Here is a 14,501-nt window from a genome sequence, read left to right on the forward strand (position 1 = left end):
TTTATGATTGCATATAAGGGTAGACCTTATATGCGATATTTTTCTTATTGAAAGAATGACTTAACAGGGGTAGATTACTCCAAATACATAAGCAATATATATGCATACTAAAGCATATAAGAGACAAATCACTTCAGCCCACATCTCTACCAGACAAGGACAGCGCCATGCACATGCCGCCCGTTATCAACGATGCCAGCCCCGTCGGCCCAGGCGTGCCACAGCTTGCGCGGCAGGTGTTGCAGCGCTTTGAAGGTCAACAGGGAAATCTGATGCCCATCCTGCATGCCGTTCAACACGCCATGGGCTATATCCCGGCTGAAATTGTTCCCCTGCTGGCTGAAGGCTTGCAACTGTCGCGTGCCGAAATACATGGCGTCATCAGCTTTTATCCACACTTTCGCGATACCCCGGCCGCAGCCGTGGTGCTTGAAATATGCCGCGCGGAATCCTGTCAGGCCATGGGCAGCGAAGCGCTGGCCCAGCATGCCCGGCAACGGCTGGGCTGCGACTTCCATGGTACGGCTTCCAGCGGCGCCGTCACGCTCGAACCCGTCTATTGCCTGGGCTTGTGTGCACAGTCGCCCACAGTCATGATCAACGGCCAGCCGCACGCACGCATGACACCCGACAAGCTCGACCAATTGCTTCTGGCCGAAGGGGTACAACCATGACCCCAGCCATCAAAATCTTCGTCCCCGGCGATTCCTCGGCCATCGCCGTAGGCGCACACTCGGTCGTTCACGCCATCACGGACGAAGCCCAACGCCGCGACGCCAATATAAAAATCGTGCGCAACGGCTCGCGCGGACTCCTGTGGCTCGAAACACTGGTCGAAATCGAAACCCCCGCGGGCCGCGTGGCCTACGGCCCCGTCGAAGCTGCCGATGTCACGGGACTGTTCGAAGCCGGCTGGCTGGAGGGCAAGGAACATGCGCTGTGCCAAGGCCTCACCGAAGAGATCCCCTACCTGAAGAACCAGGAACGGCTCACTTTTGCACGCGTGGGCATCATCGATCCCTTGAGCCTTTACGACTACCAGGCTCACGGAGGCTTCCAGGGACTAGAAAAAGCGCTTTCCATGGAGCCCATGGCCATCGTCGACACCATGGTCGATTCCGGTCTGCGGGGCCGCGGAGGCGCGGCATTCCCCACCGGAATAAAGTGGAAAACCGTCCTGGCTACCGCCGCCGATCAGAAATACATTGTCTGCAATGCCGACGAAGGCGATTCCGGCACATTCTCCGATCGCATGCTGATGGAGGGCGACCCCTACGCCCTGATCGAAGGGATGACCATTGCGGGGCTCGCCGTGCAAGCCAGCTACGGCTATATCTATATACGTTCCGAGTATCCCTACGCCATTGCCACGCTCGAGGCAGCCATCGGTCATGCCCGGGCGGCGGGCTGGCTGGGCGACAGCATCCAGGGTAGCGGACAGGCCTTCGACCTTGAAGTACGTGTCGGCGCGGGCGCCTATATCTGCGGCGAAGAAACGTCATTGCTGGAAAGCCTGGAGGGCAAACGCGGCCTGGTTCGCGCCAAGCCACCACTGCCTGCCATACGCGGGCTTTTCGGCAAGCCAACCGTCATCAATAATGTCATTTCGTTTGCCACCGCGCCCACTATTCTTGCCCGCGGCGCCGACTTCTACCGCAACTACGGCGTGGGGCGTTCAAAAGGCACGCTGCCCTTCCAGCTCGCGGGCAATCTCAAGCAGGGCGGCCTGGTGGAAAAAGCCTTTGGCGTCACCCTACGCGAACTCCTGTATGACTTCGGCGGCGGCAGCGCCTCTGGCCGTCCTTTGCGCGCCATTCAGGTCGGCGGCCCCCTGGGAGCCTACCTGCCTGAATCGCAATGGGACGTCCCACTGGATTACGAAGCCTATATCGCCATTTCCGCCATGGTCGGCCATGGTGGCCTGGTGGCTTTCGACGACACGGTAGACATGTCCAGGATGGCGGAATACGCCATGGAATTCTGTGCCATCGAGTCCTGCGGCAAGTGCACACCCTGTCGTATCGGTGCCGTGCGCGGCACCGAGGTCATCGAAAAAATCCGTCACAACGATCAACGTGAGCAGCACGTGCACCTGCTGCGCGATTTATGCGACACGATGCTAGCAGGCTCGTTGTGCGCCCTGGGCGGCATGACGCCTTACCCAGTGCTTTCCGCGCTTGAGCACTTCCCCGAAGACTTCGGGCTGCCAAGCACCGTCCCCGCTACAGAACAAACCGCCTAACGGAGCCCGCCATGTTAGAAACCGTCGTCAAACGCGAGCGCGATTTCGGCACTCCCGCCTCGATCAGCACGCAGACCATTCAAATCACCATCGATGGCACCGAAGTCGACGTGGCCGTAGGCACATCTGTCATGCGCGCGGCTGCGGAAGCTGGCATCAACATTCCTAAGCTCTGTGCCAGCGACAATCTGGAGGCATTCGGCTCTTGTCGCCTGTGCCTTGTGCAAATCGAAGGCCGCCGCGGCTATCCTGCATCGTGCACCACGCCAGTCGAAGCCGGCATGGTCATTTGGACCGAAACGCCCAAGCTGCACGAACTGCGTCGCGGCGTCATGGAGCTGTACATATCCGACCACCCACTGGACTGCCTTACGTGCCCCGCCAATGGCGATTGCGAATTGCAAGACATGGCAGGCGTCGTGGGCCTGCGCAATGTACGCTATGGCTACAACGGCGCCAGTCACCTTCACGACGCCACCGACGACTCCAATCCCTATTTTGCCTATGATCCGTCCAAGTGCATAGTTTGCAGCCGCTGCGTTCGCGCCTGCGACGAAGTCCAGGGCACTTTTGCGCTGACTGTGGACGGGCGGGGTTTCGCGTCGCGCATTGCCGCGGGCCAAAACGATTCCTTCCTCGAAAGTGACTGCGTTTCATGTGGTGCCTGCGTCCAGGCCTGTCCGACCTCATCGCTCATCGAAAAGACGGTGATCGACATGGGCCAGTCCGAGCATTCGGTCATCACGACTTGTGCCTACTGCGGTGTCGGGTGCGCCTTCAAGGCCGAAATGAAGGGCCAGGAAGTAGTTCGCATGGTCCCCTGGAAAGATGGCAAGGCCAATCACGGACACTCCTGTGTCAAGGGGCGTTTTGCCTGGGGATATGCCACTCACCAGGACCGCATGCTCAAACCCATGATACGCAGCGATATCTCCCAGCCATGGCGAGAAGTCAGCTGGGACGAAGCCATCGGCTATGCAGCATCCGAACTCAAGCGCATACAGTCCAAGTACGGGCGCGATTCCATAGGCGGAATCACCTCTTCGCGCTGCACCAACGAAGAAACCTACCTGGTCCAGAAGCTTGTGCGGGCCGCTTTTGGCACCAATAACGTCGATACCTGCGCGCGCGTGTGCCACTCACCCACCGGCTATGGGCTCAAGACCACGCTGGGCGAATCGGCGGGCACCCAGACTTTCGATTCGGTCATGCATACCGATGTCATCATCATCATGGGCGCCAACCCCAGTGCTGCCCATCCCGTGTTCGCCTCGCGCCTGAAACGCCGGCTGCGTGAGGGCGCGAAACTCATCGTCATCGACCCGCGCCAGATCGAATTCGTCAATGCGCCGCATGTGAAGGCCGACTACCATTTGCCGGTCCGACCGGGCACCAACACCGCGCTGCTCACGTCCATGGCTCATGTCATCGCCACCGAAGGCCTCGTCGACGAAGCCTTCGTTGCCGAGCGCTGCGAAGCCCCGGCGTTCCAGCAATGGCGCGACTTCGTGTCCCGACCCGAAAATTCACCGGAAGCCATGGAAGACGTAACCGGCGTTTCAGCGCTGGACCTGCGTGCCGCGGCCCGGTTGTTCGCCACCCATGGCAATGGATCCATCTACTACGGCCTCGGCGTCACCGAGCACAGCCAGGGTTCGACCACTGTCATGGCCATCGCCAACCTGGCCATGGCCACCGGCAACCTCGGGCGCGAAGGCGTGGGCGTCAACCCGCTGCGTGGCCAGAACAATGTCCAGGGATCCTGCGACATGGGTTCGTTCCCTCACGAGCTCCCCGGCTATCGACACATATCCGACGACACCGTGCGCGCTCAGTTCGAACAAGACTGGGGCGTCAAGCTGCAGCCCGAACCCGGGCTGCGCATCCCGAACATGTTCGACGCCGCCATCAGCGGCTCGTTCAAGGGCTTGTATTGCCAGGGCGAAGACATCGTACAGTCCGACCCCAATACACAGCATGTGGCCAAAGCACTGGCTTCCATGGAATGCATCATCGTCCAGGACATCTTCCTGAACGAAACGGCCAAGTATGCGCACGTATTCCTGCCTGGTTCCTCGTTCCTGGAGAAAGACGGCACATTCACCAATGCCGAGCGGCGGATATCGCGTGTAAGGCAAGTCATGCAGCCGAAAGCCGGCCTGGCCGACTGGGAAGTCACGTGCGCCCTTTCCAACGCGTTGGGCTACCCCATGAACTACAGCCACCCCAGCCAGATCATGGACGAAATTGCTCGCCTCACTCCTACATTCTCAGGCGTGTCGTTCAAGAAAATAGACGAGCTCGGCGGCAGCGTGCAATGGCCATGCAACGCCGAAGCTCCCGACGGCACGCCCATTATGCACGTGGACGAATTCGTACGGGGCAAGGGCCGGTTCATGATCACCAAGTATGTGCCCAGCGACGAACGCAGCACGCGCAAGTACCCCTTGCTGCTCACCACAGGACGCATCCTGTCGCAATACAATGTCGGAGCCCAGACTCGGCGCACTCCGAATGTGCTTTGGCATAGTGAAGATGTGCTTGAAATGCATCCTCACGACGCCGAAGACAGGGGCATCCGTCACGGCGATATGGTGGCCATACAAAGCCGGGCCGGAGAAACCGTGCTGCGCGCCGACATCACCGAACGCGTGCAACCGGGCGTGGTTTACACCACCTTTCACTTCCCGGAATCCGGTGCCAACGTGGTCACCACCGACAATACCGACTGGGCCACGGACTGCCCCGAGTACAAAGTCACGGCGGTGCAGGCAAGGCTCGTTTCCGAACCCTCGACCTGGCAAGCCGGTTGGTCACGCTTCAGCGACGTTCAACAAAGCTTGCTCGATGGACGACAGCGCGAAGGGCAGAAATTGGAGCAGCCTGCCGCAACACCGGCACAGCCTGCACAGCCAATCACCGAGCCGGCTCCCATATTAAGCTCTCAGGAATAGCCAAAGGTGGAACTGAAGGAGCCGCCCCGAGCGCAATCGTGCCCCGCTTCCCCTGCGGGGCACGCCACCCGCCACGTGATACGTGCCGGCCCGAACATCGCCTATCGTGCCGAACTCGACGAGCTGGCGCAAGAGGTGCCGGTTGCGCTGGAATTCAACGGTATCAGCCATGCCACCTTGCTGGCCACCCCCGCCGACCTCGAAGACCTCGCTTATGGATTTTCCTTCACCGAGGGCATTATCCGCAAGACCTCCGACATTTACGACATGGACATCGTCGAAACGGAACAAGGCCTCATCATCCAGGTCACTATTGCAAGCGCCTGCCTGAATGAACTCAAGCTCCGGCGGCGCAGCCTGGCCGGCCGTACCGGCTGCGGACTATGCGGCATCGAAAGCCTGGACGAAGTACGCCGCGTATTACCTCCCGTCGTTTCCTTGGTCGGTGGCCATGATCCTGCCGCAATCGTCAAAGCGGCGGATCAGTTGCGCGCCTTGCAGCCACTGCATTTATTGACCGGCGCCACGCACGGCGCGGGTTGGGCCACCAATACCGGCGAAGTCCTTTTCGTTCGCGAGGACGTCGGACGACATAACGCGCTGGATAAACTCATTGGTCATATGCTGCGCCACTCCCTCGACGCGGCAGACGGAATCACCGTCATATCCAGTCGCGCCAGTTTCGAAATGGTGCAGAAGGCTGCCGCCGCGCGCATGCCTGTGCTTGTAGCCGTTTCGGCGCCGACCACCTATGCAGTGGCCATGGCGGATGAATTGAACCTGTTGCTGGCCGGCTTTGCCCGGGGCAGTCTTTTTACCGTATACAGCCATCCCGAATATCTCGGCAACAAAGGAGATCACCCTTGAACAATGTCGACCACTTGATCCGCCTGGCCAATCGCATTGGCAGCTTCTTCGAGGCCATGCCTGATCGCGAGGAGGGAATTGAAGGCATAAGCAACCATATACAAAAGTTCTGGGCGCCCCGCATGCGGGTTGCGATGCTCAGCTTTCTCGAGACCCACCCCGATGGCCGCCACGGAGAAACCGCCCTGAGCGAACTTGTGCTTACCGCTATTACACGCAATAAGGAAAGACTTACGCCCAAACCCGCCATGATGGACTAATTTTTCGCCCCAAAACACCAAATCCGCATGCATGTATAACAGGCGGCGGCGCTGGCAGTTCAATTATGCATAGGCCAAGCCTATACATTTTCTGTATTCAACAACCCCATGACCAGCTGGCCATCGGGATATGGGAAACCCTGATCGAGGCCGGCGCCTTATTCAAATAGTATGCAATAGGTCGTAAAAAAACACCCCAAAGCTTGGAATGCTATCCAACCTTTGGGGTGTCTTTCATTCAGCTTTCACTGAACGGGGGTGTTTTTTGATACTTGCAGTTTCTAGCTCTTGTCGGATTCTTTGACGCGATAAACCAGGACTGCGGTCTTGGCCAGACCCAGCACCTTCACGGTGACGCTGCCCAGCAGCAATCGCGACAGGCCGCTGCGGCCGTGGCTGCCGATGAAGATAAGATCGCAGCCTTCATCTTCGGCAGCCTGTACCAGGCCGTCGGCGACGTTGAAATTGGAGACGGCCTTGCCGGTGGCTTTTACACCTGCGGTTTCCGCACGATCAAGCACCGCTTTCAGATATTTTTGTGCCTGTTCGCGGGCAGTCTTGTCGTAATCTTCGTCAGTGATCGCATAAGCGGCTGCCATGCCGTCGAACCCGACCGTGGCGGCAAACGGCTGCGTCACATAAAGCGCTACGATTTCCGCACCCATTTCGCGAGCAAAGCACACACCTTTGTTAGCAGCCTGTGCGGACAAGGCGGAACCGTCGGTTGGAATAAGTATTTTCTTGAACATGGAGTTGTCCTTTTGTTAACGGATACGTAGAGCTTAACCGGAAGTGACTGAAAAAACATCGGGTATACACCCTCAATTGATCGAGATCAAAGTGTGGTGGCGGCCTGAAACAGATGCGAGCAACGCGTACCCGTACGACAATAGGCCAGGATCGGTTCGGGCAGCTCTTTCAGTAGCTCAGCAAAACGCGCCACGTCGTCGGCAGTCATGGATCCGGAGACGACCGGTTGATACTCCACCGCCAAGCCGGCCGCCCGTGCCGCCGCAATGACGTCTGCTGAATACGGTTGATCCGGCCCGCCTTCCAGGTCAGGGCGATTGATGATCACGCTCTTGAAGCCGGCCTCGGCGACCGCCTGCATGTCCTCCGGCGCCAATTGCGGCGCAACGGCGAAGGTTGGGCTAAGGGAATTGATGGGCAAAGACATTGTTGACTCCTGATGTTTATACTAGCTACTGGCAAGAAAAAGCCGGTTTGATCTGGCGAGGGCCGTTCGGGCCCAACGAGCCCACAACAAACCAGTACAAGCCGCCATCGATAGAATTGAGGAAAATAGTATGTCCAGTGCCAACATAGCGCAAGCGGCAGCACGTGCGGGCCGGGTGGTAGCGACCACCGCCCATCCGGCACTGATCATTCGTGATGCGACGCCCGACGACATGGCAGCCGTACAACGCATCTATGCCGAGCATGTACTACATGGTACGGCAACATTCGAGGAAGTTCCTCCCTCTGTGGACGAAATGCGCGAGCGCCGCGCGCGGACTCTAGAAGCCGGCATGCCCTATCTGGTTGCAGTGCTTAATGATGAAGTGGTCGGATACTGCTACGCCACGCAATATCGCCCCCGGGTCGCATACCGGTACACGATTGAAGATTCCATCTACCTCGCGGAGAACCAGGCCGGAAAAGGCCTGGGCAAGCCCCTGCTCGCCGCCCTCATAGAACGGTGCGAGCAAGGCCCATGGCGACAAATGATCGCTGTAATCGCCGGCAATAACAATTTCAGCTCCATTGGATTGCATCGAAGCATGGGCTTCACGCATGCGGGCACGCAAGTCGCCACCGGATTCAAGTTCAATGAATGGATCGACGTCGTATTCATGCAGCGTGCGCTGGGGGCGGGAAAAAACAGTCTCCCGGATCGGTGATACGTCGATCAAGGTGCCGCACACCATTTCTTTCGCCCTTGCCAGTCTCCCGAGTTCATCCCATTCTCGCTGCGGATTGCGTTGCCTCGATTTTTTTATAAGATTACTCTACAATATATCTTATAAACCCTAATTCATGTCCACACGCCGGACATGCTCACCCCTACGCAGGACGACTCCGTGGAAAGATCCGAACTCTGTACCGAAGAAGAAATCAGCACTCTCGTCTATGGTTTTTACGATCGCGTCCGGGCCGATGCCCTGTTAGGGTCCATATTCAACCAGCATATTTCCGATTGGGATACACACCTGAAAATCATGGTCCGGTTCTGGTCTTCCTTATTGATAGGCGCTGGCACCTATAGCGGCACCCCGATGCCCAAACATGTCGCCCTACCCGAGCTAAACGCAGACATGTTCAAGCATTGGCTGGCGCTGTTCCACGAAACCACCATGCAGTTGCCAAACCGGGCGCTGGCCGACCGCGCCGAAGAATACGCGCAACGCATCGCTCGCAGCCTCTGGTACGGCTACCAAATGAATAACCAACCTAATCGTATCCCCTCGGAGCTAGGAAATGTCTGACCTGCAGCAAATTAAAAAAGGTATCGCCGCGCCCGGCAGCCGCCCCGACATGGCAGCCTTCCTCGCTCTCGGGTTTCGTCCCCTTTACATTGCCGGCGCGGCCTGGGCACTGATCTCCATCGCAATATGGATCTTTGCTCCGCAATTCATTGGCCACCCCTTATCAGCCGTGGCGTGGCACGCCCACGAAATGCTGTGGGGATTCATTGCCACCATAGCCGTCGCATTTCTCCTTACCGCCAGCGCCACATGGACCGGTTTCAATCCGTTGAAGGGAACGCCGCTGGCACTGGTCACCGTGCTTTGGGTCGTCGCACGGCTTGGCTATCTATTCGGTGGCACAACGGGATTCTGGATCGCTGCCCTGAGCGAATCCGCATTCTTTGCCATCAGCGCTGTTTGCCTTATGCGCGTCATGCTGAAAGGAAAAAGCCGACGCAATTATGGGGTGCCGTGGCTGATTCTGGGTCTGGGTGTCGCCAACGCGCTGTATCTGAAGGCAGCGCTGGAAGGCGACTATCTATTGCTCATGCAGCGTTTTGATCTTGGCCTGATCTTCATGGCGATCATCGCCTTGCTGATCGGGCGGCGCGTTATTCCCTTTTTCGCCATGCGCATGGTTCCGGGCCTTGAACTTCCGATGCAAGTGCGCAGTGGCCAGGCGCAATTGGTGCTGAGTGCAATCGCCGTGGCATTGGGCGTTGCGGGCCTGCCCGTGTACATGGCAATGGCGCTTGGCGTTGTCGGCGTCATCAGCCTTTGGCAGGTAACGAGCTGGAAGCCAGTGGCCGTACTGCATAAGCCCATGTTATGGATACTGTATCTGGGCTACGTGGGAATGGGCATAGGCTTGCTGTTTGCGGCATTGCACAGTAGCGGCCTGGGCGTCGGCGTACTGGCACGATCGGCCGTGCACGTTCATATCATCGGAATGGGTGGATTTGCACTGCTGATCATAGGCATGCTTACGCGCACAGCTCTGGGCCATCTCGGCCGGCCTCTCGCGTTGGATGGCAGCATGCTCGCCAGCTATTACCTGATGATCGCCTCGGTGGTGTTTCGTCTGGCGGCACTGTGGCCATCCGTCGCAAGCGGCGGCATGCTGCATGCTGCCGCGGCGTGCTGGATTCTGGCCATGGCACTTTATCTTTGGCGCTTTGTGCCCATGCTTATCCGCCCGCGCTATATCGCGCCCGTGGCCAAAGACCCGGTGGCAACCACCGTACTGAAGAAACAATAGTCCCTGGAATTCGAGACAATATGCGCCTGACCACCATGACGGACTATGCCATGCGCCTGCTCATGTACGTCGGCAGGCACCCTGACCGCCTGTGCACAATCTCCGAGATTGCGCACGCATACGATATCTCCGAACCGCATCTCATGAAGATCACGCACCGGCTTGCGCAGCGTGGCTGGATCGAAACCGTGAGGGGGAAAAATGGCGGCATGCGGCTGGGACGCCCCCCCGAAGACATCATTCTGGGCGCAGTACTGCGCGACACCGAAAACGACCTTGATCTTGTCGAATGTTTTGCAACGGGAAGCCGCTGCACATTGAGCGGCTATTGTGGGCTGACGGGCATTATCGAGGGTGCGCTGCAGAAGTTCATGGACCATCTCGATGGCTATACGCTTGCCGACATCCTGCCCGAACACGCCGGTTGTGGACCCGCACGGTCCGAGCACATGATCAAGCTCGTGAATATCAAATGACCGGAAGACTGAACACAGGCGTCATTCGTGGAAGTGATTCAGAAGGTCGACCAGCAGCGGCCGCACCGCACGCAGTTCATTAAGGTGAGCGCTGGCCAGGACGGCCAGCTTCTGTTCCGCCAGCGGCGTCAGGGCGACGCGCACTCGGCGGCGATCCTGCTGGTCGCGACAACGCAGCAACAAGCCCATTCGGACCAGACGGTCGATCAGCTCGACAGCACTATGGTGACGTATAAGCAATTGCTCAGCCACGTTCCCAACGCTGGGCGAGGATTCCAGGCTTAGCGCCTTGATGGCAAGCAAGGTCTGATGCTGCTGCGGCATAAGTCCGACCTGGGCCGCAGCCGATTCGCTGAATGCAATGAACCGGCGCAACGTAAAACGGAACGTGGCCAGCGCCCGGTAATCGGCGGCGGTGGGCGTTCCGTCGGTACGCCCCGGATCGTTGTATGACGTCATGGCAGGTGCACTGGTTTACACCAAGTCGCAACGTACTGTGATCGGATGGGACCGCAATACGGAAATTACCGTGTCGTCAACCTTGCCTTCGACATCCGAGATGACATAGCCGATGGCGCCGCGAGTTTGCAATTGCTGACTCACAATGTTCAGGCCATGCTCGGCCATCATGTTGCTGAGCGTACCCATTGCGCCGGGCAGATTTCGGTGCACGTGAAGAATGCGCGCGGTGCCTGCCACTTCCTGATACGGAATTTCCGGGAAGTTGACGGCGCCCTTTGTGGTCCCACTTAGTACAAAGCGCAGGAGCTTTTCGGCGACTTCGCGACCGATGTTTTCCTGGGATTCCTGGGTACTGCCGCCGATATGCGGCGTGAGAATCACGTTGCGCATACCGATAAGCGGACTGTTCAAGGGTTCGTTGACCCCTTTGGGCTCGGTAGGAAACACATCGATGGCCGCACCGGAAAGGTGGCCCGATTCGAGGGCATCGTGCAACGCGTCGATGTCGACCACGGTACCGCGCGAGGCGTTGATTAGAATGGAGCCGCGCTTCATGGCGGCGATGGTCGTGGCGTCCATGATGTTGCGGGTGGCATTGCCCCCAGGCACGTGCAGGGTCACCACATCGGACTGCGCAAGCAGCTTCAGCAAAGCAGTGCTGGCGCGGGCGTTCCCCAGCGGAAGCTTGGCCTCGACGTCGTGGAATATGACGCGCATGCCGGCCGCTTCGGCCAGGGTACCCACTTGCGATCCAATATTGCCGTAGCCGATGATTCCGAGCGTCTTGCCGCGTGCTTCGAAAGCGCCGTCGGCCGTTTTGTCCCAATGGCCGTGGTGCACGCGGTCGTTCTTTTCGGGGATACGCCGCAACAGCAGTATGGCCTCACCCAGCACCATTTCGGCAACCGAACGCGTGTTTGAAAATGGGGCGTTGAATACAGGCACGCCATGTAGCATGGCGGTGTCGAGATCGACCTGATTGGTTCCGATGCAGAAACAACCGATAGCGCGTAGATCGACCGCATCGGCAAGCAGCGCGGCATCGAGGTGGGTACGGGACCGGATGCCCACGAGGTTCGCGCCGCGCAATGCTTCGCTGAGCGCTTGATGGGGCAGCGATGACGCATGCGTGACGATGTCGTTGAATCCGGCCGCGACAAAGACTTCTTTTGCGCTGGGGTGTATGTTTTCAAAAAGGACGATACGGGTCATTAAATCAGGGCTCCGTCAAACACCAAATCAGTATTGTGACGCATCTTGGCGTTCTACACATACACGGCCCTGCTTAGAGCAGGGACAACACCATGCCCGAACATGGCTGGCGTCCTGAAAATGCTCACCGCCGTGACCAGTTCATCGGCCTGGTCCTGCAGTGCAAGCGTTGCGGCGGCAGCCTCCTGGACCAGGGCGGCATTCTGTTGCGTAACCTGATCCATCTGCGCCACCGCCTGGTTTATTTGTTCGATTCCACAAGTCTGCTCCTGACTGGCCACCGTGATTTCACCCATGATATCGGTGACGCGCTTGATGCTGTCCACGACTTCATCCATGGTCTGGCCAGCCACGCTGGCCAGTTCGCTCCCGGTACCCATCTGGTTCACCGATTCGTCGATGAGGTCCTTGATTTCCTTGGCTGCCGCGGCGGACCGCTGAGCCAGGCTGCGCACTTCAGACGCAACGACGGCAAACCCGCGCCCTTGCTCACCGGCGCGCGCGGCTTCCACGGCGGCGTTCAGGGCAAGGATATTCGTCTGGAAAGCAATACCGTCAATGATGCCTATGATATCGACAATCCGCCGCGAGGAAACGTGGATGGACGCCATCGTTTCGACCACCTGCCTGACGACGGCGCCGCCCCGGACGGCCACCGCGGAGGCGGACAGCGCCAGTTCGTTCGCCATTTGCGCGTTGCCGGCATTCTGGCTGACGGTACTTGTCAACTCCTCCATCGAGGCGGCAGTTTCTTCCAGGGAACTTGCCTGCGCTTCGGTTCTGGCCGACAAATCGATATTGCCCGCCGCAATCTGACTGGACGCGGTGGCGATGCTGTCGGTACCGCTGCGCACCTTCGTAACGATGCCCGTCAAGCTATTATTCATGCGGCTCAGCGCCAGCAGCAATTGCCCGGTTTCGTCGGTGCTGGATACGTCTATGATGGACGTCAGGTCTCCGCCAGCGACGGTCTGGGCAATGTGCAGCGACCGACCAATTGATCCAACCGTCATGCGCACCACCATCAAGCTGATCAGGAAAGCCACGACGCCCAATACCGCGATAGCGGCGACCATACTCCACAATGCCTGTTGCTTCTCGCTGACGCGCATTGCAATCCTCGCTTCAAGAACCGCGAACGCAACGCCGATCACGTCGAATTGTGCGTCGATGGCGCTGCTCATGCCGGCCCAATAATCCTGCGCCGGAAAGTCCAGGCGTACTGCCTGCAGGATTTTCTCGTTTGGCATTGCGAGACCCGATTCGGCTGCCTTGCGGGCAGCCGCCACCGGACTGGCGATAAGCTGTTTCAGATCGGGATCGTTGGCGGCCTTGTCGAAACTTCCATAGGTATTCTGGAAGGCACGCCGGGCCGCACTGTGAAGGACGTCGATGCGGCTGAGCTGCACCGGCGCGGCCTCGCCCTTGACCAGGACGGCCAAGCCCAGTGCGCGGGCCTGGCCCAGAATCTCGGTCAATTCAGGCAAACTGCCGAACACGGCGCTGACCATGTGATGACTGGCCGGGTCTGATGTGAATGCAAGCCCGGAGGACTCCACGATGCTCTCGAGCAGTGTCATCTGCTGCTGGATCAGTGCCGTATGGCGCGCAAAGCTCTGCGGACCGTCGACGGCACCGCCATTGACAGCCGTGGCCAAGGCCTGCCATTCTCGTTTGATCTTTTGAAGTTCCGCCGACAGTGCGGTGTCGTCCAAGTTGACGGTCACGCTTTGCGTGGTCCGACTCAACGCTTCATCCACCTTGCCCTGCGCCGCTTGCCGGGCAGGTTCCTGGTGTTTGTCGCCGGCGACGGAGGCAGCTGACAGCCCGCGATGCTGCTGAGTCAGTTGCAGCAGCTTGAGCGCCTCGCCCGCCGGCCCGATTCCGCCGGCTTCGGCAAGTGCCGTACGGACCGAATCCATATGCAAACTTACCACCAACGTCGTGGGAATGGCCAGCATTCCCAACGCCAGGGCGCCAATGAGGGCGAATTTCTGCCACAATTTCAAATTCGCTACAAGACCGCGCATCGCTGCCACCTTTCCATTCTTTCCAAGTTCCGCGACGGCCGCGGAGTGCGCCACAACAGAATGAAAGGAATTGTAAGGCGCGCAGGGTGGGGCAAGCGGATTGACCGTCCCGCAGTCCGTCATCTAGTTGATCGTTATCAAACTCAACGAACTTACCCACCGCCGTAACGGCTCAATGCGTCGCTAACGCGACGTCCATCAGCTGCCAGAGGCCATGTGGGTAAGGGATGAAACCCCTAATGCGCCTCACCGAACGCTACTGAATTCAGAAA

The 14,501-nt window shown here is 58.7% G+C and carries 14 protein-coding genes; 9 read left to right on the forward strand and 5 right to left on the reverse strand.

From position 1 onward, the window contains the following. The first annotated feature begins 167 nt into the window (after positions 1 to 167). Genes CR155_RS16400 through CR155_RS16420 form a run of 5 tightly spaced genes read left to right on the forward strand, consistent with a single transcriptional unit; the run spans position 168 to position 6,323 of the window. A complete protein-coding gene (locus CR155_RS16400; RefSeq protein WP_102071126.1) occupies positions 168 to 674 on the forward strand; it encodes a formate dehydrogenase subunit gamma in 507 nt (168 codons plus the stop codon). Continuing rightward, a complete protein-coding gene (locus tag CR155_RS16405) occupies positions 671 to 2,242 on the forward strand; it encodes a formate dehydrogenase beta subunit (protein WP_102071127.1) in 1,572 nt (523 codons plus the stop codon). The genes CR155_RS16400 and CR155_RS16405 overlap by 4 nt, the downstream gene beginning before the upstream one ends. A gap of 11 nt (positions 2,243 to 2,253) precedes the next feature. Beyond that, the gene (gene fdhF / locus CR155_RS16410; RefSeq protein WP_102071128.1) at positions 2,254 to 5,196 is read left to right on the forward strand and encodes a formate dehydrogenase subunit alpha; all 2,943 of its coding nucleotides are present in this window, start codon (positions 2,254 to 2,256) and stop codon (positions 5,194 to 5,196) included. Positions 5,197 to 5,202: 6 nt separating this feature from the next. Further along, entirely contained in the window at positions 5,203 to 6,063 is an 861-nt protein-coding gene (gene fdhD, locus CR155_RS16415; RefSeq protein WP_233214377.1) for a formate dehydrogenase accessory sulfurtransferase FdhD, read from the forward strand. Further along, the gene (locus CR155_RS16420; protein ID WP_102071129.1) at positions 6,060 to 6,323 is read left to right on the forward strand and encodes a formate dehydrogenase subunit delta; all 264 of its coding nucleotides are present in this window, start codon (positions 6,060 to 6,062) and stop codon (positions 6,321 to 6,323) included. The genes fdhD and CR155_RS16420 overlap by 4 nt, the downstream gene beginning before the upstream one ends. 281 nt (positions 6,324 to 6,604) lie before the next feature. Here CR155_RS16420 and CR155_RS16425 read toward each other — a convergent pair whose 3' ends face one another. Together CR155_RS16425 and CR155_RS16430 are read right to left on the reverse strand one after the other, a co-directional pair. Further along, the gene (locus tag CR155_RS16425; protein ID WP_102071130.1) at positions 6,605 to 7,072 is read right to left on the reverse strand and encodes a universal stress protein; all 468 of its coding nucleotides are present in this window, start codon (positions 7,070 to 7,072) and stop codon (positions 6,605 to 6,607) included. 86 nt (positions 7,073 to 7,158) lie between these two features. Then, the gene (locus tag CR155_RS16430) at positions 7,159 to 7,500 is read right to left on the reverse strand and encodes a protein tyrosine phosphatase family protein (RefSeq protein ID WP_102071131.1); all 342 of its coding nucleotides are present in this window, start codon (positions 7,498 to 7,500) and stop codon (positions 7,159 to 7,161) included. Between the two features lie 130 nt (positions 7,501 to 7,630). Between CR155_RS16430 and CR155_RS16435 the strand changes: the two genes are divergently transcribed. The 4 genes from CR155_RS16435 to CR155_RS16450 all read left to right on the forward strand — a co-directional run bounded on the left by CR155_RS16435 (position 7,631) and on the right by CR155_RS16450 (position 10,525). Beyond that, positions 7,631 to 8,224 (forward strand): GNAT family N-acetyltransferase, encoded by a 594-nt coding sequence (locus CR155_RS16435; protein WP_102071132.1) that lies wholly within the window; start codon positions 7,631 to 7,633, stop codon positions 8,222 to 8,224. A 153-nt stretch (positions 8,225 to 8,377) separates the two neighbouring features. Continuing rightward, the gene (locus CR155_RS16440; protein WP_439650455.1) at positions 8,378 to 8,809 is read left to right on the forward strand and encodes a group III truncated hemoglobin; all 432 of its coding nucleotides are present in this window, start codon (positions 8,378 to 8,380) and stop codon (positions 8,807 to 8,809) included. Then, complete coding sequence (locus CR155_RS16445; RefSeq protein ID WP_102071134.1) at positions 8,802 to 10,049, forward strand: NnrS family protein; 1,248 nt, start codon at positions 8,802 to 8,804, stop codon at positions 10,047 to 10,049. Before CR155_RS16440 ends, CR155_RS16445 begins: the two co-directional genes overlap by 8 nt. 20 nt (positions 10,050 to 10,069) lie before the next feature. Next, positions 10,070 to 10,525, forward strand: coding sequence for an RrF2 family transcriptional regulator (locus CR155_RS16450; RefSeq protein WP_102071135.1), 456 nt, complete (start codon positions 10,070 to 10,072; stop codon positions 10,523 to 10,525). Positions 10,526 to 10,546: 21 nt separating this feature from the next. Here the strand turns inward: CR155_RS16450 and CR155_RS16455 are convergent, their stop codons facing one another. Genes CR155_RS16455 through CR155_RS21290 form a run of 3 tightly spaced genes read right to left on the reverse strand, consistent with a single transcriptional unit; the run spans position 10,547 to position 14,229 of the window. Next, positions 10,547 to 10,984: a MarR family transcriptional regulator gene (locus CR155_RS16455; RefSeq protein ID WP_102071136.1), complete on the reverse strand. Its 438-nt coding sequence runs from the start codon at positions 10,982 to 10,984 to the stop codon at positions 10,547 to 10,549. Positions 10,985 to 10,999: 15 nt separating this feature from the next. Beyond that, positions 11,000 to 12,199 carry a phosphoglycerate dehydrogenase gene (serA, locus tag CR155_RS16460; protein ID WP_102071137.1) on the reverse strand — a complete coding sequence of 400 codons (1,200 nt, stop codon included), beginning with the start codon at positions 12,197 to 12,199 and terminating at the stop codon, positions 11,000 to 11,002. Between the two features lie 53 nt (positions 12,200 to 12,252). Further along, positions 12,253 to 14,229, reverse strand: a complete 1,977-nt coding sequence (locus tag CR155_RS21290; RefSeq protein ID WP_304528521.1) for a methyl-accepting chemotaxis protein — start codon at positions 14,227 to 14,229, stop codon at positions 12,253 to 12,255. Between the last annotated feature and the right edge of the window lie 272 nt (positions 14,230 to 14,501).

The sequence above is a fragment of the Pollutimonas nitritireducens genome (assembly GCF_002849615.1).
GTDB lineage: Bacteria > Pseudomonadota > Gammaproteobacteria > Burkholderiales > Burkholderiaceae_B > Pollutimonas > Pollutimonas nitritireducens.

Coding starts and splice junctions, on each gene's coding strand:
- CR155_RS16400 (WP_102071126.1), top strand. CDS start 168: ATGCACATGCCGCCCGTTATCAACGATGCCAGCCCCGTCGGCCCAGGC.
- CR155_RS16405 (WP_102071127.1), top strand. CDS start 671: ATGACCCCAGCCATCAAAATCTTCGTCCCCGGCGATTCCTCGGCCATC.
- fdhF (WP_102071128.1), top strand. CDS start 2,254: ATGTTAGAAACCGTCGTCAAACGCGAGCGCGATTTCGGCACTCCCGCC.
- CR155_RS16425 (WP_102071130.1), bottom strand. CDS start 7,072: ATGTTCAAGAAAATACTTATTCCAACCGACGGTTCCGCCTTGTCCGCA.
- CR155_RS16430 (WP_102071131.1), bottom strand. CDS start 7,500: ATGTCTTTGCCCATCAATTCCCTTAGCCCAACCTTCGCCGTTGCGCCG.
- CR155_RS16435 (WP_102071132.1), top strand. CDS start 7,631: ATGTCCAGTGCCAACATAGCGCAAGCGGCAGCACGTGCGGGCCGGGTG.
- CR155_RS16440 (WP_439650455.1), top strand. CDS start 8,378: ATGCTCACCCCTACGCAGGACGACTCCGTGGAAAGATCCGAACTCTGT.
- CR155_RS16445 (WP_102071134.1), top strand. CDS start 8,802: ATGTCTGACCTGCAGCAAATTAAAAAAGGTATCGCCGCGCCCGGCAGC.
- CR155_RS16450 (WP_102071135.1), top strand. CDS start 10,070: ATGCGCCTGACCACCATGACGGACTATGCCATGCGCCTGCTCATGTAC.
- CR155_RS16455 (WP_102071136.1), bottom strand. CDS start 10,984: ATGACGTCATACAACGATCCGGGGCGTACCGACGGAACGCCCACCGCC.
- serA (WP_102071137.1), bottom strand. CDS start 12,199: ATGACCCGTATCGTCCTTTTTGAAAACATACACCCCAGCGCAAAAGAA.
- CR155_RS21290 (WP_304528521.1), bottom strand. CDS start 14,229: ATGCGCGGTCTTGTAGCGAATTTGAAATTGTGGCAGAAATTCGCCCTC.